This window comes from Saccharothrix stipae (assembly GCF_054781895.1).
Genome location: NZ_BAAGTN010000022.1, coordinates 164,515 through 184,497 on the forward strand (window position 1 = coordinate 164,515; position 19,983 = coordinate 184,497).

The window sequence follows — 19,983 nt, forward strand, 5'->3', positions numbered from 1 at the left end:
GATCGTCAGGCGTTGGACGGCTGGGTGACGCGTTGCCGGCGCAGAGGCACGATCAGCGGTGTCTCGGTCTCCGGGTCCGCGATCACCCGGCACGGGAGGCCGAAGACGTCCTCGACCAGTTCCGCGGTCACGATGTCGGACGGTCGGCCCTGGGCCACCACGCCCTCGCCCGGCTTCATGGCGATCAGGTGGGTGGCGTAGCGGCACGCCTGGTTCAGGTCGTGCAGCACGGCCACGAGGGTGTGGTTGCCGTCCTCGTGCAGGTCGGCGCACAGGTCCAGCACCTCGACCTGGTGCGCGATGTCGAGGAACGTGGTCGGCTCGTCCAGCAGCAGGATCGACGTCTGCTGCGCGAGCACCATGGCCAGCCACACGCGCTGCCGCTGCCCGCCGGACAGTTCGTCGACCAACCGGTCGGCCAGGTCGTGCACGCCGGTCAGCCTCATCGCCTCCCCGGTCACCGCCTCGTCCTCGACCGACCACTGCCGCAGCAGCCGCTGGTGCGGGTACCGCCCCCGGGCGACGAGCTCGCCGACCGTGATCCCGCCGGGCGCGATGGACGACTGCGGCAGCAGGCCGAGGCGGCGCGCGACTTCCTTGGACCGGTAGGTCGAGATCGCCTCGCCGTCCAGGTACACGGCGCCGGTGCGTGGTTTGAGCATCCGCGCCAACGCCTTGAGCACGGTGGACTTGCCGCAGGCGTTGGGACCCACGATGACGGTGAACGAGCCGTCCGGGATCTCGACGTCCAACCCGGACACGACCACGCGCTCGTCGTAGGACAGCGTCAGCCCCGAACCCCGCAGCCTCGTCATGTCGTGCTCCCCTTCCGCCACTCGTGCGCCAGCAGCCACACCAGGTAGAGCCCGCCGATCGCACCGGTCGCGATGCCGACCGGCAACTGGGTCGTCGGGAACAGCCGTTGCACCGCGAAATCGCTGACGACCAGCAGCAGGCCACCCATGAGCGCCGACGCGGCCAGGCCGGGCCCGGACGCGCCGGTCAGCCGTCGGGCCAGTTGCGGCGCGGCCAGGGCGACGAAACTGATCGGCCCGGCGGCGGCCGTGGCGACGGCGGCCAGGCCCACGCTCACCGCGAGCAGCGAGAGCCGGGTGCGCTCGGCGGGCACGCCCAGGCCGGTCGCGGCGCTGTCGCCCATCTCCAGCAACGCCAGCCGGCGGCCGAGCACCAAGGCGCACGGCAGCAGCACGGCCAGCGCGGCGGCGACCACCTGGGCCTGGTCCCAGCCCCGGTTGTTCAGGCCGCCGACCAGCCACGTCTGCGCGGCCAACGCGCTCTCCAGCGTGGCCCGGGTGAGCAGGTAGGAGTTGACCGCGAGCATCATGGCGCTCACGCCGATGCCGATGAGCACCAGCCGGAAGCCCTGCACGCCCTGCTTGAGCGCCAACAGGTAGACGGCGGCGGACGTGAGCAGGCCCGCGGCGGTCGCGCCCAGCGCGGTGGCCGCCATGCTGCCCTGCGCCAGCACCAGGACCGCGATCGCGCCGGTGGCCGCGCCCTGGGTGAAGCCGATGATGTCGGGGCTGGCCAGCGGGTTGCGGGACAGGCTCTGCAGGATCGCGCCGCTGAGCGCGAGCGCGGCGCCGACCAGCAGGCCGGTGATCAGCCGCGGCAGGCGCAGCGTGAAGATGACGAAGTCGGCGTAGCCGTCGCCCTGCCCGGCGAACGTGGCCAGCACCTCGCCGACGGTGAGCGGGAAGTCGCCGGTGACCATGGTGGCGACGGCGGCGACCGCGGTCAGCGCGACGATGGCCGTGCTCACGAGCAGGGCGCGTTCGCTGACCCGCAGCGAGACCGCGGGGGTGCGGATGGTCCTCACAGCGTGGCCAGCTTCCGCCGCCGGCACAGCGCGATGAACACGGGCGCGCCGATGAACGCGGTGATGATGCCGACCTCCATCTCCTGCGGTGCGATGACCACCCGGCCGACCACGTCCGAGCCGAGCAGCAGGATCGGCGAGAGCACCGCGGAGTACGCCAGCACCCAGCGCTGGTCGCTGCCGCCGATCATGCGGGCCACGTGGGGCACGGTCAGGCCGACGAACGCGATCGGCCCGGCGGCGGCGGTCGCGGCGCCCGCCATGAGCGTGACGGCGAGGACCCCGAACGCCCGGGTGCGGTTGACGTTCGCGCCCAGCGCCTTGCCGGTGTGGTCGCCCAGCGCCAGCACGTTGAGGCTGCGGGCGAGCAGGAACGCGATCAGGATGCCGGGCAGCACGAACGGCGAGACCTGGCCGATGAGCTCGAAGTCGCGACCGGCCAGTGAGCCGACGTTCCAGAACCGGAACGCGTCGAACGTGTGCGTGAACAGCAGCAGGATCGCCGAGACGTAGGCGTAGAGCACGGCGGTCAGCGCCGCGCCGCTGAGCACCAGCCGGTCGGGGGTGGCCGCGCCCCGGCCCGCCGCGCCGAGGACGTAGACGACGGTCGCCGTGCCCGCCGCCCCGGCCAGCGCGAACCAGATGTAGCCGGTCGGGCTGGTGATGCCGAGGAACGCGATGGCCGACACGATCGCCGCTGCCGCGCCCATGTTCACGCCGAGCAGGCCGGGGTCGGCGAGCGGGTTGCGGGTCAACGCCTGCATCACCGCGCCGGCCAGGCCGAGCGCCGCGCCGACGAGCAGGCCGAGGACGGCTCGGGGTACCCGGACGTCGCGCACGATGGCCGCGTCACCGGATCCGTCGTCGGCGAGCAGGAGGGCGAAGGTGTCGGTGAACGGGATGCTCTTGGTGCCGATCCAGAGGCTGAGCAGCACGACCAGGCCCAGCACACCGATCGACAGGAGCAAGCCGACCCCCCGCACCGCTTCGCGCGACACCCGCACCTCCCCGAAGTTTAGGTAAGGCTAACCGACACACCGGGTCGGTTGTCCGGTCAGCCCCGACGACGTGGCCGAGGACGACACCGCGGCGAGGTGACGGCTTCCGGGCGACGCGGGTGAACATCGGGCGAACTGCCCTCCGGCGCGTGAAGTCCGCTGGAACGATCGAATCGTGGCGGAAGTCGTCGGGATCATCGTCGGAATCCTGGGTGTGCTCGTCACCTTGGCCGCATTCCTGCGGGAATTCGTGTTCGTCGGTCGCAAGCGGCTGGGTTACCGGATCCAGATGGACACGCCCGCGACCGGGGCGATCCCGGTCACCGAGGCGGAGGTGCTGGAGCACGCGGGCGCGTTGCGGCTGCTCAACCAGGACGACGAGGAGGACCGGCTGATCGCGCCGTCGCTGGTGCTGCTGCGCATCGAGAACGCGGGCGTGAGCACCATCGAGGAAGGCGATTACAACTCCAAGGCCGACAACGTCGGCGTCGAGGTCGTGTTCCCCGGTCGACGCGTGCGCGGCATGGTGGTGACCGAGCTGAGCGATCCGGGCCTCGGCCTGCCGTTCAAGCAGGAGGGCGCGGTCGAGCTGCGCAACTCCGACGAGGGCGGCCCGGTCGGTGTGGTCGAACTGCCCAAGGTGACCATCAACCGGGGCCACTACTACAAGGTGCTGTTCGCGCTCGACCGCATCCCGGTCAAGCCGGGCAGCACCGAGAGCGGCCTGGTGCCGTTCGGCGAGGCGCGGGTCGACGCCAACATCAAGGGCGGCACCCTGCGGCACACGGTCAACCGCACCGGACCGTCGCGCAAGACCTACGCGCTCATCGCGTTCCTGGCGCTGGTCATCGCGGGTCAGCTCACCTTGTCGGCGTTCGACGACGCCGCGCCGCTCGACTGCGCGGAGGGCAAGCTGACCGTCACCGGCTCCACCGCGTTCGCGCCCGTGGTGCGCGAGGCCGCCGAGTCCTACCGCAAGCGCTGTCCGAAGGCGTCGTTCGCGATCGAGCCGAACAGCAGCGGCGAGGGCATCGACCGGTTGCAGCGCGAGGGCGAGGCCAACCCCGCGCTGCTGGCGTTCTCCGACGGACCCAAGCGCGACGGCCACCCCCGGCTGCTGCCGCGTCCCATCGCGTTCACCCTGTTCACGCTCGTGGCCAACGACGACGCGGGCGTCGAGGACCTCACCCTGGACCAGGTCCGCCGGCTGTACCGGGGCGAGATCCGCAACTGGTCGGAGCTCGGCGGCCACGACGTGCCGGTCTCCGTGGTGAGCCGCAACCCCGACTCCGGCACCCGGCAGGCGTTCCAGCGGCAGGTGCTCGGCGGCGCGTGGGAGCTCGCCGCCAACTCCTACGACTGCCTCGCCGTCGAGCCCGGCGGTCAGCCCGGACCGCCGCGCTGTGAGAAGGGCAGTTCCGCCGACGTGCTGGCCACCGTCGCGGGCACGCGGGGCGCGATCGGCTACAACGAGGTCGCCGCCGCCACCGACGTCGACGGCGTGGTGCTCGTCCGCATCGACGGCCAACCGGCCACGCTGGAAGGCGCCGACCAGGGCGCGTACCCGTTCTGGGAGACCGAGTACGCCTACACCCACGGCGAGCCGGCAGCCGACTCGACGGCCGCGAGCTTCCTGCGCTACCTGACCAACGAGGTCGGCCAGGACATCATCCGCAACGCGGGCGACAAGCCGTGCGCCGACCTGGAGAACCCGATGCTGTGCCGTCCCGAGCGGTAGTCAGGCCAGGGCCAGCGCGACGATCGCCACGAGCGCCGGCGTGGTCTGGGCGATCGCGCCACCCATCCCGGTGCCCTTGGGGCGGCTCATCGCGAGCCGGTCGGACACGGCGAGCCCGATGCCGGCCAGCACCATGAAGCCGCACGTGTAGAACACCAGGGCGCGGCCGACCGCCTCGTCGCCGGTGTTCAGCGCGACCAGGCCGATGACCGTGCCGGAGCCGAGGAACAGGTTGTAGAGGCCCACGTTGAACGACCACAGCCGGACCGGTCCCACGTCCTCGGTCGGCACCTTGAACACGCCCCAGTGCACGCCCCGTCGGCGGAACAGCAGCGTCTCCCACACGAACGCGGTGAGGTGGACCAGGACGGCCACGGCCGCGGCCACCTGCGCGACGACGTTCACGACGACCACTCCCCCATCGTGATCCCGTGCCGCCCGACCACCTCGTGGAGCAACGGCCCCAGGTCGGCCGACGGCGTGTCGACGGGCACGGCCCGGTCCACGTCGCGGAAGAACCGACCCATGGCGTCGGTGAGGCTGATCGCCAGGAACTTCACCGACGGCGAGTGCACGGTGAACGTGTGCGACGCGCCGGGCGGGATGGTGATCGACGCACCCGGCCCCACGTCGTAGACCTCGCCGTCCACCAGCACGGCCATCCGACCGTGCAGCACGTAGAACGCCTTGGCCCACGGCGTGCCGTGCGGCGGCACGGTGGGTCCGCGCGGCGCGTCCACCTCGAACAGCTCGTAGGCGCCGTCGGTGTGCGCGGCGTCGACCTTGACGGTGATCTTCGCGTCCGGCGAGTTCAGCTCGAAGCCCTCGCCCGCGGTGCTCAGGTGTGTCTTCATGAGCCGACGGTAGGAGCCCGTGCCGCGACCCGCCCATCCCGGAAATGTGGGATGGAGGAGCCGCGCGGGCAGGCGCATACTCCGAGCATGTGGGAAGGTCGGGCGACCGGCGCGCGGCGTGAGGTCGCGGCGCTCGCGACGGCGGGCCTCGGTGTCGCCGAGCTGCACCGCGCCGCGATCGACGTGGTCGAGCGGGTCGTGCCCACCGACCTGACCTGCTGGGCGTCGCTGGACCCGGACACCGCCGTGATCAGCTCGATGACCAGCGGCCCCACCCGCATCCCGGCCGAGTACGAGCCGCTGCTGGCGACCTACGAGTACAGCGGCGCCGAGCCGCACACGTTCGCCGAGCTGGCCCGCCGCCCCGGGGTGGTGGCGCGGCTGTCCGACGTGCCGCGCCACGACGTCGCCCGCAGCGGTCGGCTCAACGAGGTGTGGCGGCCCCTCGGCCTGCACCACGAGCTGCGCGCGGTGTTCCGGGTGGACGGCACGTGCTGGGGCGCGGCGGGCCTGGTGCGCAGCGGCGAGTTCACCGACCGCGAGGCCGAGTTCATCGCCTCCGTCGCACCGGCGCTGGCCGCCGCGACGAGGGTCGCGGCCCGCGGCGGCGGCCACCGCACCGGTGGCGACCCGGCGATCGTCGTGGTCGGCCCGGACGGCACGCCGCGGGCGGCCACGGCCGCCGCCCGGACCTGGCGCGACGAGCTGGACGAGGTCGCGCCGGGCCGGTTCGCGGTGATGCTGCGCGCCGTGGTGGCCGGCGCGCGGTCCTCGGGGTCGGGCACGTTCCGGGCCCGCGTGCGTGACGCGTCCGGCGGCTGGGTCCTGTTGCGGGCCAGTCGGTTGCTCGCCGAGGACGAGGGCGACCAGGAGACGGTGGTGACCGTCGCGCGGGCGTCCGGCGGCGAACTGCTCGGCCTGCTGCTGGCCGCCTACGGCCTCACCACCCGGGAACGCGAGGTGTGCCACGAGGTCATCGCCGGGCGGTCCACCTCGGACATCGCGGCCCGGCTCGCCATCTCCGCGCACACCGTCCAGGACCACCTGAAGTCGGTGTTCGCCAAGGTGGACGTGCGCAGCCGGGGCGAGTTGGTCGCCAAGCTCCGACCCGAGGAGCCCGCGGTCCCGTCGTGACGTGCGGGTCCGCCGCGGCCTCAGAAGCGCTCGGCCGCGCTCACCGCGTCCTCATGCGCCTGCTTGCGCCGCTGGTCGACGTCGGCGGCCACCAGGTCCGGCCGGAACTCGACCTCGGTGAGGTCGGTGATGCCGGCCCAGCGCAGCCAGCCACCGAGGAACGGCCGCTGGAAGTCCGCGCCGAACGCCGGGTCGCGCCCGTCCCCGTACACGGCGCTGGTGTAGACGACGGCCGCCTTCCGGCCCTGGAGCAGACCCGAGTAGCCGCGCTCGGGGTCGAACCCGAACACCAGGCCGGGCTGGCTCACCACGTCGATGAACTGCTTGAGCACGTACGGCACGCCCGCGTTCCACATGGGCACGCTGAACAGGTAGGCGTCGGCGGCGGCGAAGCGGTCGAACGTCCTGGTCACCGCGTCCCAGGCGGCTCCGACCGGCTCCTGACCGGCGAACACCGCCATCTTGGCCGCCACGGCGTCCGGGCCGAAGGCGGGCAGCGTGCCGTCCCAGAGGTCGAGCTCCTCCACCCGGTGCTCGGGGTGGCGCGCCCGGTAGGCGTCAAGGAACGTGCGGGCGATCGACCGCGACTCCGAGGCCTCGCCCCTCGGTGACGCGGAGATGTGCAGCAGGGTCGTCATGGTCCAGTCCTCCGTCACAGTGGAACCGGACCGAAGTCCGGTTGACTCCCACTGTAACGGACCATGGTCCGTTTCTGCGTCGAGACGCCGGTCACGTCCCGATCCGACCGGTGAGCACCAGTCGGGCCAGGTCGGCGACGTTGGCGGCGACGCGCTCGGCGGGGAACGCGTCGGCGGTCGCGTGCCGCAGGTCCGCGGCCAGCGGGGCGAGCAGCACGTGCGCGAAGTAGTCGGCGTCGAGGTCGGGCCGCGCCCCCGTCAGCAGGATGCGCACGTGCAGGTGCCAGAACCGGTACGCGCCGGTCCGGTACCGGGCGCCGGGGTTGGCCGTCTCCGACAACCGCACGAGGTCGAGGTTGGCCTCCAGGAAAGCCGCGTAGGCGGTGGTGAACGCGATCAGCCGCTCCCCCGCCGGCGCGTCCGGCCCCAACGGCGGCGGCCCGCTCAGGATCGCGCCCTGCAACTCCTCCTCACGGGCGCCCAGCAGGGCCGAGGCCAAGCCCGCCTTGTCGCCGAACCGGCGGAACAACGTGCCCTTGCCGACCTCGGCCGCGGCGGCGATCTGGTCCATCGACACCTCGGCGACGCCGTGCCGGGCGAACAGCCGTGCCGCCACGTCGAGGATCTTGGCCCGGTTGCGCGCCGCGTCCGCCCGCTCCCTGGGCGGGGACTCCCGCAGCCGGGCCAGTTCCACGTGCACACCACCGCCGGGCGCGGACATGTCCGTCATGGAGGCGGACTGTAGTCCGGTCCGCCGGTACTGACAGAATGGGACATCGTGATGAAAGCCGTTGTGCTGAGCCGTTTCGGCGGCCCCGAAGAGCTGCGCCCGGACGAGGTCGAGTTGCCCGAGCCCGGTCCCGGCCAGGTGCGGATCCAGGTGCGGGCGGCGGGGGTGAACCCGTTCGACGTGAAGGTCCGCTCCGGCGCGATGGAGGCCTTCTTCCGCACGCCGCTGCCGACGATCCTGGGCCTGGAGCTCGCGGGCGTGGTCGACGCGGTCGGACCGGACGTCACCGGCACGTCGGTCGGCGACGAGGTGCTCGGCTGGGCCGACACCGGCGCGTACGCGGAGTACGCGTTGGCCGGCGGGTTCACGCGCAAGCCCGCCGGCCTGCCGTGGGAGCGGGCCGTCGCGCTGCCCATCGCCGCCGAGACCGCCGACCACGTGCTCGGCCTGCTCGACGTCCGGGCGGGCGAGACGCTGCTGGTGCACGGCGCGGCGGGCGGCGTGGGCACGATGGCCGTGCAGCTGGCCGTGGCGGCGGGGCTGCGGGTCATCGGCACCGCGGGCCCGGACAACCAGGAGCACGTCGCCGCGCTCGGGGCCACGCCGACCACGTACGGCGAGGGTCTGGTGCGACGGGTGCGGGCGTTGGCGCCCGAGGGCGTCGACGCGGTGTTCGACGTGGCGGGCAGGGGCGCGCTGCCAGACTCGATCGAGCTGCGCGGCGGCACGGACCGCATCGTCACCATCGCCGACAACGCGGCCACCGAGCTGGGCGTGGTGTTCTCGGGGGGCCCGAAGCAGCGGTCACCCGAACGCCTGGCCGAACTGGCGGGCATGGCCGCGCGGGGCGAGCTCGTGATCGCCGTGGGCGCCACCTTCCCGCTGGCCGACGCGGCCGAGGCGCACCGGGTCAGCGCCGCGGGCCACGTGCGCGGGAAGCTCGTGCTGACCACCTGAGCGGCGCCGCCCCCTGGACCGAACGGCCTATGGACACTGAGTCACACCTGCCTGTAACACATGGTTAACAAGTACCGGCAGGAGTCCGAGGAGGTCCGATGGCGGCACGGGACATGGATCGACGCACGCTGCTGCGCCACGCCGGGGCGGCGGGCGCGGTCGGGGCGGTGTCGACGCTGTTCGGTAGCGTGCCCGCGATGGGTCAGCCGGCCACGACTCCGTTCGACCTGCACTTCGCGGTGACGCACAAGCACCGCCCGTTCGACCTGGTCGCGCCGCGGTTCGTGCAGTACGACAGCGCGATCACCCCGCCGTCGGCCACCGCGGGCACGCTGGTCAGCACCGGTGTGCGCCCGCGGGCGCCGTTCGGCTCGGTGCTCGTGGAGGTCCAGCGCGCGGAAGGCGTGGTGGTGGCGGGCCTCGCGGGCGGCGCCACGTCCGTGCTCGGCACGCTCGACGCGACCGCCGGTCGGGCCACGATCGAGGTGACCACCGGCGGCGCGACCACCGTGGTGAAGACCGCCGACGTGCGCGTGACCGGCGCGTTCCGGTTCGCCGTCGTGGTCAACGAGAACGCGGTCACGGTCCTGGTCGACACCACCGGCACCGGCACCGGCTGGCAACCCGTGCTGACCGAGCGCGACGGCGTGCGGGCGCTGGTCGACCTGCGGGTACCCGCAGTGCTGGGCTCCCTCGACTACGTCTACGGCGGGCGCGGCGGCGACGTGCGGCTGGGCCGGGTGCGGGCGGGGTACTTCGGCCAGGCGGGCGTCCGCGACCCGCACGTAGTGCAGCACGCCGACGGCAGGCCGTTCATCCGCGCGGGCAAGCTGTACGTGACCATGACCAACGCGGGTCTGGGGTTCTTCCAGCAGGCGCACTGGGCGGTGTGGACGATCGACCTGGCCGACCCCTCGCGGCTGGACCAGGTCGCGGTCCTGTTCTTCGAGCGCGACGGCGTCGTGCTCGGCGACCACGCCGGGCAGATCGTGTACGACGACCGCACCGGCCGGTTCATCCTGCTCATGAGCTCGTGGGGCGACTTCGCGTTCCGGGGCGTGCACATCCGGCACACCACGACCACCGTGAACGTGTTGCAGGGCGTGCACGTGCTGCGCACCGAGCGGCTGCCGCTGCCGACCGCGGTCAGCTCCTGGGACCCCGCGCTGACCCGCATCAACGACCGCTGGCACCTCGCGTTCGTGGAGAGCGAGGCGCAGCAGCCGGCGTTTGTCTTCCACCCGGCGCTCGCCGTCGCGGCACCCGGCGCGGACTACACGCGGACGCGGTTGGTGGGCGCGGACACCTCGGTGGACCAGACCGAGGGCACGATCATCCAGCGGGTCGGCCGTGAGTGGTACGTGTTCGCCAGCGACGGCGACGCCCGGCAGTACCCGGTGTACGACCGGTCGATGCGCAAGCTCGGCACCCTCGACGCGCCCTACGGCACGAACATCCCGCACCCGGTGCTGCTGCCGGTCGGCCGCGAGTGGTGGCTGATCACGTTCGACGGCACGCAGTACGCCGAGCCCGTCCTCGGGTACGGCGGGCACGGCGACCTGATCGTGATGCGCAGCCCGGCCCCCGGCCGCGGGTAGCGGCACGGGGGCCGGGCCACCCCCCTTTTCCCCCAGCGGCTATCGCCCCTGCATCTCCTTCTCCTTCGCGAAGAACTCCTTGATCAGGTTGTCGCGCACCTGGGCGCCGTTGGCCGCGTACTGGCCGCCGGGACCGGTCAGCTGCTCGATCTGGTTGAGCAGCACCAGGCTCTGGTCGCGCTGCGCGGGGTTCATCGTGAGCTGCTGGCCGTTGACGGTGATCGGGTTGCCCTGGACGTAGTCGCGCAGGCCGTTCCAGTCGGTGGGCGCGACCGCTCCGGGCTGCGGCACGTACGCCAGCCGGTCCGGGTTGCCGTTCGCGCCGTGGTGCGCGTTCTCGTTGATGAGCACGTTCTGGAACTCCAGCAACGTCCGCTGCGAGTTGTGGTCGTTGAAGCCGTGCTCGTTCTGCCTGGCGTGCCCGATCTCGTGCAGCAACGTGGTGTTGTCGTTGTGCTTGTCGTCGAGCATGAGCAGGTTGCTGTCGGCGTTGTAGCCGCCACCGCCCTGCATGTCCAGCATGTCCCTGGCCGGGCTGCCCGCGAACTCCGGATCCGCCATGGCCTCCGGCGGGAGCCCCATCAGCTCGCCGAGCGTCATCCGCTGCTGCTCCGGGGTCAACCCGTGGCGGTTGCCCGGCGGCAGGTCCATGACCGGTGTGTCCAGGGTGTACGGGCCACCGCCGGGCCGGTTGCCCGTGGGCACGACGACCCCGCCGACGTCGTTGCCGACGCCGAGCTGCTGGCGGATGTCGCCGATGCGGTCGCCGAGCGGCCGGGGATCCGGGTTCGGCATCTGCGTGGCGTTCGGCGGTGGCGGCATCGTGCTGTCGCCGGACACCTCGGGCGGCGGTGGCACGGTGTCGTTCTGGCCGTTGTCGCCCGGTCGGCCGTCGCCGCCTCCGGGACGACCGCCGGAGGAGCCGGGCGGTCCCTGGTAGCCGTTGTCGCCCTGGCCGATGCTGCTCAGGTTGTCCGAGATGTCGCTGTCGGTGGTGCGCATCGTCTCGGCGGAGTCGCGGACCTTCTGCGCGGCGGCGGCAGCGGCGTCCGCGGCGGCCTTGGTCGTGTCCCCGCCCTGGGTGATCGTGGAGTTCAGCGGTGACGCGATCATGCTGCCGAACGCGCCGTAGGCCTCGGCCGTCGCCTGGTGCGAGCCGAGGTTCTGGCTCGTCGTGGTGAGGCCGTGGCCGACGTTGTCCAGGTTCTGCGCCGCCCAGTCCAGGTTGTCCAGGCTCATCGCGCTGCCGTTGTCGCTGATCTGGTAGAAGTCGTCGAACGGGTTCTGCGGCGACGGCGGCGGGCTGACCTCGTACTTGTCGCTGAACGGGTTGCTGGTCGTGCTGGTGGTGCTGTCGGGGCTGCCGGGCGGCGGCGAGGAGCCGCCACCGCCTCCGGTGCGGGCCATCAGACGGCCGCCTTGGTCTGGTCACCGGACTGCGGCGCGCCGTTCTTGTTGTCGCCGTAGAAGTCGCCGTACCCGCCACCGGCCTTGGTGGTCTCGTGCACGATGCCGCCCGCGTCGCCGAACCGGGAGAAGCCCTGCGCCAGCGAGCCCATCGACCCGCCCAGCTTGCCCAGCCGCCCGGCCTGCCTGCCCAGCGCGGCGATCAGCTTGGCGATCCGGGCGCCGATCTGCACCGCCAGCGCGGTGGCGGCGCCGACCGCGTAGCCGATGAACCCGACGATCGAGGCGCCCAGGGTGAACACCGCGGCCGCCGCCGCGATCAGCGCGCCCTTGACGAGCTGGGCCAGCAGACCGGCGATCAGGTCGCGCACGATGTCGCGCAGGATGATGATCAGCGTGCCGGTCACCGCGGTGACGCGCGCCGTGCCGTCCACCACCTCGGCCAACGAGTCGAGCTCGCCGCCGAGGCGGTCCATGCTCTTCTTGAAGGCCTCGCCCGCCTTGCCCTCCCAGCCGGTGAACTGCGCCATCGCGCTCTTGTGCACCTCGGCCTGGTCGCGGATCTGCTTGGCGTCGGCCTTGACCAGCTCGATGTGCGCCTGGATCGCGTCGCGGTCGCCCATCAGCATGTCCAGCGGCTCGCGCAGGAAGCTGACGTGCTCGATCAGCCACCCGATGCCGGCCGCCAGCAGGGTGCCGATCGGGTCGATCGCCAGCGCGACGGTCGAGGCGACCACGTCGATCGCGCCGAACGTGATGTCCAGGACGCGTTCGGTCTCGCTCTGGGCGTCGCCCTCGATCGTCTTGACGAAACTGGCGTAGCTCTCGAAGATGCCGGCGCCGGTCCACTGGTCCGTCATCGCCTGCCACCTGCCCGGGTCGCGCGCGTTCCCACGGAGTTCTCCCCCTGCTCGGATTCCTGCACGTGCAGTGGAGCGCGGCGCACCAACGACACACCAACGTCCGACCAACTCCCGGGCAACGCCGCAGGTCACGGCGACGGTGCGGGGTGGCGGCGGAAGCGGGGCGCGCCCCGTGGCGTGCCCAGGGGCGTGGCCTGGCCCCGAGGTGCGGGCGGTCGGCCGCCTCGGCGAAGGTCGGCACCGGGGTCACGCAGGCGGCCCTGCGCGGAACGCGGGCTCCAGGGCGCCCACCGCCATGTCGCGGTCGTCGGAGCCGGGGACGAACCCTTCGCCGACCTCGGCCGCACGGGTCCAGGTGTGGCCGAGGTGCGGTCCGGCTCAGACCAGCGAGGCCAGCGCGTCCCGGGTGAACGGGGTGACGCCCGCGACGTCGCCCTTCTCGACCTTGCGGGCCCACTCGGGGTCGGCCAGCAGCGCCCGGCCCACGGCGATCAGGTCGAACTCGTCCGCGGCCAGTCGCTCCACGAGCTGGTCGATGCCCGTGGGCGACGGGGTCTGGCCGGCGAAGGTCGCCAGGAACTCGCCGTCCAGGCCGACCGAGCCGACGGAGATGGTGGGCCGACCGGTGATCTTCTTGATCCAGCCGGCGAAGTTCAGCGCCGAACCCTCGAACTCGGGCTGCCAGTAGCGGCGCGTCGAGCCGTGGAAGACGTCCACCCCGGCCTCCACCAGCGGCGTCAGGACCGCCTCCAGCTCCTGCGGCGTGTGCGCCAGCTTGGCGTCGTACGCGGTGGGCTTCCACTGCGAGAGGCGCAGGATGACCGGGAAGTCGGGCGACGTCGCGGCGCGCACCGCCGCCACGACCTCGGCGACCAGGCGCGTCCGGGCGACCGGGCTGCCGCCGTGGGCGTCCGTGCGCCGGTTGGTGACCTCCCACAGGAAGTTGTCGAGCAGGTAGCCGTGGGCCCCGTGCAGCTCCACGCCGTCGAAGCCCAGCCGCTGCGCGGCCGCGGCCGCCTCGGCGAACGCGGTGACCACGGCCTCCAGGTCGGCGGCGGTCGGCACCGGGCCGGCCTCGCCGATCGGGGTGCCGTCCAGCTTCAGGCCCGACGGGGTGAACACGGGTGCCTCCGGCACGGGCGGCGCGCCGGGCGTGCGGGCCGCGCCCACGTGCCACAGCTGCGGCACGATCCGGCCGCCCTCGGCGTGCACGCGCTCCACGACGCGCGCCCAGCCGGCCAGGGCGTCCTCGCCGTGGAAGCGCGGCACGTCGGCGCTCTCGCCGGCGCTGGGGTGCCCGACGTAGGTGCCCTCGGTGACGATCAGGCCCACGCCGCCCGCGGCCCGGCGGCCGTAGTAGTCGGCCACGTTCTCACCCGGGACGCCACCCGGGGAGAACTGCCTGGTCATGGGGGCCATCACGACCCGGTTCGGCAGGTCGAGCGAGCCGGCGGAGAAGGGCCGGAACAGCGGCGCGGTGTCGATCGCGGTGCGCGCGGGCGTGGTCATGTGCATCCTCGGCGGTAGAAGCCCTCGACGGGATTTGACGGTGGATCTCAGGGAAAAGAAGCGGAGCGCTTGCTCCTCTTGAGGCTAGCACTAGCGGAGCACGTGCTCCGCTAGTGGGCGACCACGGACTATGCTGGCGGTGTGGCCACCGACACGTCGTCCCGGCGCCCCCTCCGCGCCGATGCCGAGCGCAACCGCGCGGCGATCATCGAGGCCGCCACCGAGGTGCTCGCCGAGCAGGGCAGCGGGGTGGACGTCCGGGAGATCGCCCAGCGCAGCGGTGTCGGCATGGGCACGCTCTACCGGCACTTCCCCACCAAGGAGGACCTCCTCGGCACGGTCCTCGACCGCGAGTTCACCGCCTGGGCGGGCGCGGCGCGCGAGGCGGCCGCCGGCACCGACGACCCGCGGGCCGCGCTGGAGGGGTTCTACGAGCACGCGCTGGCGACGCAGGCGTGCCACCGGGCCGTCGTGGAGGCGTACGGCCACAACTGGAGCGGCCCGGCCCTGGACTGCGCGCGCCTGCTGTACCCCGTGCTCGACGACCTGCGCACCCGCGCCCAGGAGGCCGGGGAGCTGCGCGCCGATGCGACCACGGGCGACCTGGCACTGCTGCTGGCCACGTTGAGCCACACCGTGCAGCTGGTCGGGGACCACGGTGCACGGGTGTGGCAACGGCAACTGCGCATCGCCCTCGACGGTCTTCGACCTACCCACACCACGGCACTGCCGACGGCGTGAGGCCCCGCCGCCTCTCCCGCCAAGAGCGCCACCTCCAGCACGCGCGTGTCCTACGTTCAGAACGCGCGTGTCCTACGTTCAGGACCCCCGAGTTCAACGCTCGGAACGCGAACGGCGGTGGTTTGGTTAGCTCGTGCGGTGACGACCTACATCGACGAAGCCCTGCGAGCGCTGGCCGACGGCGACATCGACCGGGCCAGGGTGGCGGCACGCGGTGGCGACACGCCGTTGGCCCGGGAACTGGCCGAGCACCTGGACGCCATGCGGAACGGGTCGCTGTACGACCAGCCGGCGGCGTTCGAGGCGTTCATCGACGGCGGCGGCAACGTGGGCCTCTACCAGGCGGTCACCGGTGCGCTGGGGCACGTCTACGCCGATGCCCGACCGGCGAGCCTGCTGGACATCGGCTGCGGTGACGGCCGGACGCTGCTGCCCGCGCTGGCCTCGCCGCACGCCCCCGCGTCCGTGACGCTGGTCGAGCCCTCCGCCGCGCTGCTCGACACCGCCGTACGGGCGCTGGCCGGGTTCGAGGGCGACGGACCCCGGGTGGACGCACGGCACACCAGGGTCGAGCCGTTCGCGGCGGCACTGCCCGCAACCGCGGTGTTCGACGTGGCCCAGTCGACGTTCGCCCTGCACACGCTGCCGCACGAGGTGCGCGACGGCGTGCTCGCCGACCTGGTCGGGCACGTCGGCGTGCTCGCCGTGGTCGAGTTCGACGTGCCGGACCTGCCGCACGCGAGCCCGGAGCACCGCCGGTTCCTGGCCGAGGCCTACGAGCGCGGGGTGACCGAGTACGACGCCGACCGGGCCTTGGTGGCGCAGGGTTTCCTGATGCCGGTGCTGACCGGCCAGCTGGTGCCGGGCGCGACCCGGTCGACCTGGGAGCAGCCCGCGTCGCGGTGGGCGGACCAGGTCGAACGGGCCGGGTTCACCGACGTCCGGGTCACCCGGCTGCACGACTACTGGTGGTCGCCCGCGTTCCTGCTGACCGCTTCCGGGTCTCCCACAGCAGCGACGCACCGATGACGACGACCAGCACGGCGGCCGAACCGTGCACGGCCAGCGCGTAGGCCACCGTGCCGCCGTTGGTGAACACCGCGATGCAGTCACCGATCGGGATGATCGCGTCCGCCAGCACCACCCAGCCCAGGGCCCGGCGGTGCCCGGACAGCAGCAGGATGAGCGCGGTCAGCGCGTAGGCGATGTCGCGGACGCCCTTGACCACGAAGTAGCCCGATCCCTCCGGCCACGGGTCGATCCCGAACCCGGCCGCCGCGGACTGCGGGTCGAGCAGGAAGCCGAGGCCGAAGTAGAAGCCGGCGAGGACGACGAGCGCGGCGAGAACGGTGTTGATCCGCTGGTGGGACATGATGCCGACTCCATTTTCTAGCAGTGCTAGGTACGAGAGCAACACTAACGTGAACCGCGCTCGAATGTCTAGCACTGCTAGAATCCGAGGCGTGTCCATCCAGGAACGCCGTGAGCGCGAACGCGCCGAACGCCACCGGTTGATCGTCGACGCGGCCCGGGAACTGGCGGAGGCCGAGGGCTGGGACGCGGTCACCACCCGCCGCCTGGCCGAGCGGGTCGAGTACAGCCAGCCGGTGCTCTACAGCCACTTCAAGGGCAAGGACGCGATCGTGCGCGCCGTCGCCGTGCAGGGTTTCCGCGATCTGACCGAACGGCTGCGCGACGCCCGCACGGCCCACCGTTCGCCCAAGAAGGCCCTACGCGCGCTCGCGGACGCCTACACGGACTTCGCCGCCACCCGGCCCGCGCTCTACGACGCCATGTTCGTGCGGGAGGTCGACCTGTCGTTCGGCACGACCGAGACACCGCCCGAACTGCGTGCCGCGTACGGCGAGTTCCTCGCCGTCGTCGTACCGGTGGCCGGCGACGACGACCCGGAGACCCTGGTCGAGGTCCTGTGGAGCGCGTTGCACGGCCAGGCCACCCTCAACCGGGGCGGACGGCTGCGCCCCGACCACCACCGGGCCCGGCTGGACCTGCTGCTGGGCCGGTTCGGCTGAGCCCGGCGACCGCCGCCTTGATCGCGGTGTCCTTCACGTCCTGCGCGTAGGTGTCGGGATCGCGCACGGCGAGCACGTTGAAGCCCTCGACCAGGGCGACGAGCGATTTCGCCGCCTGGGCGCGGCGGGCGTCGTCCCACTCCGGGCGGACCGGTACGAGCAGCCGTTCCAACCGGCGCAGGAACGCGCGGCTGTGGGCGACGTGCACGTCGGCCAGCACGGGGTCGGCGAGCGAGGCGGCCAGGAACCCCACCCACACGCGCGACTCGTCGTGGTTGTCGGTCGGCGTGACCGCCTGCGACAGCACGGCTTCGAGCTTGCCCACCGCGTCCGGCGCGCCCTGCTCGGCGGCGTCCGCCCGGACGGCGGTGCGCCGGTGCAACGTCTCCCGCGCGTGCACGAGCAACGCCCGCTTGTCCGGGAACGTGTGCAGCACGAGCCCGGTGGTGCACCCCGCCCGTTCGGCGACGGCGCGCAGGGTCAGCCCGGTCAGCCCTCGTTCGGCCAGCACGGACCAGACCGCGGCGGACAGGCGCTCCCGAGCCCTTTGCACGTCCTTCTTCCTGGCCACTGTGTCCTCCCCCACGAGCGCTCCCGCCTTATCGTACCGCCTGTTACGGTAACGATCGTTACGAAGGAGGCGGCAGTGATCGAAGTCATCGTCGAACCGTGGGACGGCCCCGACGGCACGCGGCTGCGCGCGGCGCAACGCGCGGAGCTCGACGTCCGGTACGGCACGGACGACCACGAGCCGGGCGAAGCGCCGGGAGCGCACGACGTCGCGGTGTTCGTGGTGGCCCGTGACCGGGACGGGCGTGCCGTCGGGTGCGGCGGCCTGCGGTTGCTCGAACCGGGCACGGCCGAGGTGAAGCGGATGTACGTCGAGCCCGCGGCACGCGGCACGGGGGCGGCCGCGCGGATCCTGCGGGCGCTGGAGGACCAGGCGCGCCGGTCCGGCGTGGTGGACCTGCTGCTGGAGACCGGTACCCGGCAGCCGGACGCGATGCGCTTCTACGAACGCGAGGGCTACCACCGCATCGACAACTTCGGCCCGTACCGCGGTGAGCCGGAGTCGGTCTGCTACGCCCGCCGGCTGCCCGCCGTCACGCGGGCGTGAGGGTGTCGTCCCACTCGATGCGGTGGTCGAACTGCCAGGTGAACCTGGCCGGGTCGACGAACTTGAACGCCAGCGGCAGCAGCGCGTCGCGCAGCACCCGGCCGACGGGACCGGCGGCCTTGTCGCGGTTCGTCCGCGCGGCCTGGGCGATGATCCGCTCCACCCTCCCCCGGCGCAGCGTCTCGTAGACCCGGAACGCGTCCTCGTGCGGCAGGTCGCGCAGGCAACGGGCCAGCTGCACGGCGCTCTCGAACGCCAGCGAAGCGCCCTGCCCCGAACTGGGTGACGTGGCGTGCGCCGCGTCGCCGATCAGCACCATCCGGCCACGACTCCACCGGGGCACGCTCGGCACGTCCTCCAACGCGCCGGTCACCACGAGAGCGGCCGGGTCGGTGGCCCCGATCATCCGGACGGCGGGCGTGCGGTCGGCCGCGAAGGCCTCGCCGAGCACGTCCAGCCACCGCCCGGGTTCGGTGGCGCGGGCTTGCGCCGTGGTCAGCGGTGTCCTGCGGGGCAGGTTGGCGAACCACCCGCCGGAGCCGTCGTCGTCGACCTGGTAGCCGAAGAACGCCCGCTTGCCCGAGACCAGCCGCATGGCGCCGCCGGTCGACGGTTCGCCGGTGCGCGCCACCCGGGCGCCGAAGCCGAGCAGACCGGCGTAACGCGGGCCAGGCGCATCCGGGTCGACGATCCGGCGCACGGTGGACCGGATGCCGTCCGCGCCGACCAGGAGGTCGGAGTCCCGCTCGGACCCGTCGGCGAAGCGCGCGGTGACGTGCGAACCGCGGTCGACGGCGTCGACGAGTTCCTTGCCGTGCTCGATGGTGATGCCGCGCCCCACCGCCTCCTCGCGCAGCACCCGGTGGAGGTCGGACCGCCACACCAGCAACTGCGGCGGCTCGCTGCCGAACCGGCCGAGCGTGCGACCCGTCCAGGTCTGCAACTCCATCGCGGTCATCGGCGTGCCGATCCCGCGCACCGCGTCGGCCAACCCCAGGACGTCCAGCGCCTGCAACCCGTTCGGCGCGATGCTCAGCGCGCCGCCCGAGCCGTCGGCGGTGCGGTCGTAGCGCTCGTGGACGCTCGCCTCGATCCCGGCCTTGCGCAACGCGATCGCGGCGACGGGTCCGCCGATGCCGCCGCCGATGACGGTCGCTCTCATCGTTCCTCCTCGTGGAAGCCCGCCCACAGCGGGCGCCAGTCCTCGATGCGCTCCAGGAAGTGCCGCACGAACGCCACCTCGGCGTTCAGCAGCGCGATCCGGTACTCCTCCTCGACCAGGAACAGCGGGTGCGCGTCGGCTCCCGCGATGACCGCCTCGGCCTCCGCCAGCTGCCCGGCGAGCCCGTCCAGCCGGTCCCGCAGCAGGCCGGCGACCTCGTCGGGGTGCAACGCCGCGATCATCGACAGCGCGGCGACGAACCGCGGGTACTCGGGCCGCGGTTCGGCGACGAGCTCGCGCATCCAGTCCTTCAGCTCCGCCCGCCCGGCGTCGGTCAACGCGTAGACCGTCCGCTCCGGCCGCTGCCCCTCCCGGGACGTCTCCCGCTCCACGATGAACCCGGCCTTGGCGAGCTGCCCGAACACCATGTAGAGCGAGCCGTGGGTGAACTTGATGCTGCGATCGTCCCCGTGCGCCCGCATGAGCCGGCTCAGCTCGTAGGGGTGCATGGGCTCGCGGACGAGATAGCCGAGCACGGCCAACCCGAGCAGGTTGCCGACCTTGCGCTTGGACGCCACCGCCACCTCCTAGTCAGCTCTGACTATCCACGAGCAACTAGTCAGGGTCAACTATCGGTGTCGACGAACGGTTCCGCCGGGCAGTG

General features: G+C 72.6%; 22 protein-coding genes. 8 read left to right on the forward strand and 14 right to left on the reverse strand.

The genetic code is table 11. The annotated features are described in order from the left end of the window. Positions 1-5 precede the first annotated feature (5 nt). The 3 genes from ACYVLT_RS35765 to ACYVLT_RS35775 are packed head-to-tail and all read right to left on the reverse strand — an operon-like array spanning position 6 to position 2,838. The gene (locus ACYVLT_RS35765; protein WP_461124589.1) at positions 6-815 is read right to left on the reverse strand and encodes an ABC transporter ATP-binding protein; all 810 of its coding nucleotides are present in this window, start codon (positions 813-815) and stop codon (positions 6-8) included. Next, entirely contained in the window at positions 812-1,840 is a 1,029-nt protein-coding gene (locus ACYVLT_RS35770; protein WP_461124590.1) for a FecCD family ABC transporter permease, read from the reverse strand. Before ACYVLT_RS35770 ends, ACYVLT_RS35765 begins: the two co-directional genes overlap by 4 nt. Then, positions 1,837-2,838, reverse strand: coding sequence for a FecCD family ABC transporter permease (locus ACYVLT_RS35775; RefSeq protein ID WP_461124591.1), 1,002 nt, complete (start codon positions 2,836-2,838; stop codon positions 1,837-1,839). Before ACYVLT_RS35775 ends, ACYVLT_RS35770 begins: the two co-directional genes overlap by 4 nt. A gap of 175 nt (positions 2,839-3,013) precedes the next feature. Here ACYVLT_RS35775 and ACYVLT_RS35780 point away from each other — a divergent pair, with 175 nt between their 5' ends. Further along, complete coding sequence (locus tag ACYVLT_RS35780; protein WP_461124592.1) at positions 3,014-4,576, forward strand: PstS family phosphate ABC transporter substrate-binding protein; 1,563 nt, start codon at positions 3,014-3,016, stop codon at positions 4,574-4,576. Here the strand turns inward: ACYVLT_RS35780 and ACYVLT_RS35785 are convergent, their stop codons facing one another. Together ACYVLT_RS35785 and ACYVLT_RS35790 are read right to left on the reverse strand one after the other, a co-directional pair. After that, positions 4,577-4,990 (reverse strand): DUF1304 domain-containing protein, encoded by a 414-nt coding sequence (locus tag ACYVLT_RS35785; RefSeq protein ID WP_461124593.1) that lies wholly within the window; start codon positions 4,988-4,990, stop codon positions 4,577-4,579. Continuing rightward, positions 4,978-5,430: a cupin domain-containing protein gene (locus ACYVLT_RS35790; RefSeq protein ID WP_461124594.1), complete on the reverse strand. Its 453-nt coding sequence runs from the start codon at positions 5,428-5,430 to the stop codon at positions 4,978-4,980. The genes ACYVLT_RS35785 and ACYVLT_RS35790 overlap by 13 nt, the downstream gene beginning before the upstream one ends. Before the next feature lie 87 nt (positions 5,431-5,517). On the opposite strand from ACYVLT_RS35790, the gene ACYVLT_RS35795 reads away from it, so the two are divergent. Next, positions 5,518-6,564, forward strand: coding sequence for a helix-turn-helix transcriptional regulator (locus tag ACYVLT_RS35795; RefSeq protein ID WP_461124595.1), 1,047 nt, complete (start codon positions 5,518-5,520; stop codon positions 6,562-6,564). Positions 6,565-6,584: 20 nt separating this feature from the next. On the opposite strand, the gene ACYVLT_RS35800 is transcribed toward ACYVLT_RS35795, so the two are convergent. Both ACYVLT_RS35800 and ACYVLT_RS35805 read right to left on the reverse strand, forming a co-directional pair. Further along, a complete protein-coding gene (locus ACYVLT_RS35800; protein ID WP_461124596.1) occupies positions 6,585-7,202 on the reverse strand; it encodes an FMN-dependent NADH-azoreductase in 618 nt (205 codons plus the stop codon). A 91-nt stretch (positions 7,203-7,293) separates the two neighbouring features. Beyond that, the gene (locus ACYVLT_RS35805) at positions 7,294-7,923 is read right to left on the reverse strand and encodes a TetR/AcrR family transcriptional regulator (protein WP_461124640.1); all 630 of its coding nucleotides are present in this window, start codon (positions 7,921-7,923) and stop codon (positions 7,294-7,296) included. 60 nt (positions 7,924-7,983) lie between these two features. Between ACYVLT_RS35805 and ACYVLT_RS35810 the strand changes: the two genes are divergently transcribed. Next, a complete protein-coding gene (locus ACYVLT_RS35810) occupies positions 7,984-8,889 on the forward strand; it encodes an NADP-dependent oxidoreductase (RefSeq protein ID WP_461124641.1) in 906 nt (301 codons plus the stop codon). Between the two features lie 98 nt (positions 8,890-8,987). Further along, positions 8,988-10,487 carry a hypothetical protein gene (locus ACYVLT_RS35815; RefSeq protein WP_461124597.1) on the forward strand — a complete coding sequence of 500 codons (1,500 nt, stop codon included), beginning with the start codon at positions 8,988-8,990 and terminating at the stop codon, positions 10,485-10,487. A 39-nt stretch (positions 10,488-10,526) separates the two neighbouring features. Here the strand turns inward: ACYVLT_RS35815 and ACYVLT_RS35820 are convergent, their stop codons facing one another. The 3 genes from ACYVLT_RS35820 to ACYVLT_RS35830 all read right to left on the reverse strand — a co-directional run bounded on the left by ACYVLT_RS35820 (position 10,527) and on the right by ACYVLT_RS35830 (position 14,266). After that, a complete protein-coding gene (locus tag ACYVLT_RS35820; protein WP_461124598.1) occupies positions 10,527-11,894 on the reverse strand; it encodes a hypothetical protein in 1,368 nt (455 codons plus the stop codon). Then, the gene (locus ACYVLT_RS35825; RefSeq protein WP_461124599.1) at positions 11,894-12,754 is read right to left on the reverse strand and encodes a WXG100 family type VII secretion target; all 861 of its coding nucleotides are present in this window, start codon (positions 12,752-12,754) and stop codon (positions 11,894-11,896) included. Before ACYVLT_RS35825 ends, ACYVLT_RS35820 begins: the two co-directional genes overlap by 1 nt. A gap of 381 nt (positions 12,755-13,135) precedes the next feature. Next, on the reverse strand, positions 13,136-14,266 hold the full coding sequence (locus tag ACYVLT_RS35830) for an NADH:flavin oxidoreductase (protein ID WP_461124600.1): 1,131 nt from the start codon (positions 14,264-14,266) through the stop codon (positions 13,136-13,138). Between the two features lie 141 nt (positions 14,267-14,407). Here ACYVLT_RS35830 and ACYVLT_RS35835 point away from each other — a divergent pair, with 141 nt between their 5' ends. Both ACYVLT_RS35835 and ACYVLT_RS35840 read left to right on the forward strand, forming a co-directional pair. Further along, complete coding sequence (locus ACYVLT_RS35835) at positions 14,408-15,007, forward strand: TetR/AcrR family transcriptional regulator (RefSeq protein ID WP_461124601.1); 600 nt, start codon at positions 14,408-14,410, stop codon at positions 15,005-15,007. 138 nt (positions 15,008-15,145) lie between these two features. After that, on the forward strand, positions 15,146-16,036 hold the full coding sequence (locus ACYVLT_RS35840; RefSeq protein WP_461124602.1) for a class I SAM-dependent methyltransferase: 891 nt from the start codon (positions 15,146-15,148) through the stop codon (positions 16,034-16,036). Here ACYVLT_RS35840 and ACYVLT_RS35845 read toward each other — a convergent pair. Continuing rightward, positions 15,954-16,379, reverse strand: a complete 426-nt coding sequence (locus ACYVLT_RS35845; RefSeq protein WP_461124603.1) for a DUF4267 domain-containing protein — start codon at positions 16,377-16,379, stop codon at positions 15,954-15,956. The genes ACYVLT_RS35840 and ACYVLT_RS35845 overlap by 83 nt on opposite strands. A gap of 91 nt (positions 16,380-16,470) precedes the next feature. On the opposite strand from ACYVLT_RS35845, the gene ACYVLT_RS35850 reads away from it, so the two are divergent. Next, on the forward strand, positions 16,471-17,040 hold the full coding sequence (locus ACYVLT_RS35850) for a TetR/AcrR family transcriptional regulator (RefSeq protein ID WP_461124604.1): 570 nt from the start codon (positions 16,471-16,473) through the stop codon (positions 17,038-17,040). On the opposite strand, the gene ACYVLT_RS35855 is transcribed toward ACYVLT_RS35850, so the two are convergent. Further along, positions 16,967-17,626 (reverse strand): TetR/AcrR family transcriptional regulator, encoded by a 660-nt coding sequence (locus ACYVLT_RS35855; protein ID WP_461124605.1) that lies wholly within the window; start codon positions 17,624-17,626, stop codon positions 16,967-16,969. The genes ACYVLT_RS35850 and ACYVLT_RS35855 overlap by 74 nt on opposite strands. A 60-nt stretch (positions 17,627-17,686) precedes the next feature. On the opposite strand from ACYVLT_RS35855, the gene ACYVLT_RS35860 reads away from it, so the two are divergent. Further along, complete coding sequence (locus tag ACYVLT_RS35860; RefSeq protein WP_461124606.1) at positions 17,687-18,157, forward strand: GNAT family N-acetyltransferase; 471 nt, start codon at positions 17,687-17,689, stop codon at positions 18,155-18,157. Here the strand turns inward: ACYVLT_RS35860 and ACYVLT_RS35865 are convergent. Further along, the gene (locus ACYVLT_RS35865; protein ID WP_461124607.1) at positions 18,144-19,319 is read right to left on the reverse strand and encodes an FAD-dependent oxidoreductase; all 1,176 of its coding nucleotides are present in this window, start codon (positions 19,317-19,319) and stop codon (positions 18,144-18,146) included. The genes ACYVLT_RS35860 and ACYVLT_RS35865 overlap by 14 nt on opposite strands. Further along, complete coding sequence (locus ACYVLT_RS35870; protein WP_461124608.1) at positions 19,316-19,897, reverse strand: PadR family transcriptional regulator; 582 nt, start codon at positions 19,895-19,897, stop codon at positions 19,316-19,318. Before ACYVLT_RS35870 ends, ACYVLT_RS35865 begins: the two co-directional genes overlap by 4 nt. Between the last annotated feature and the right edge of the window lie 86 nt (positions 19,898-19,983).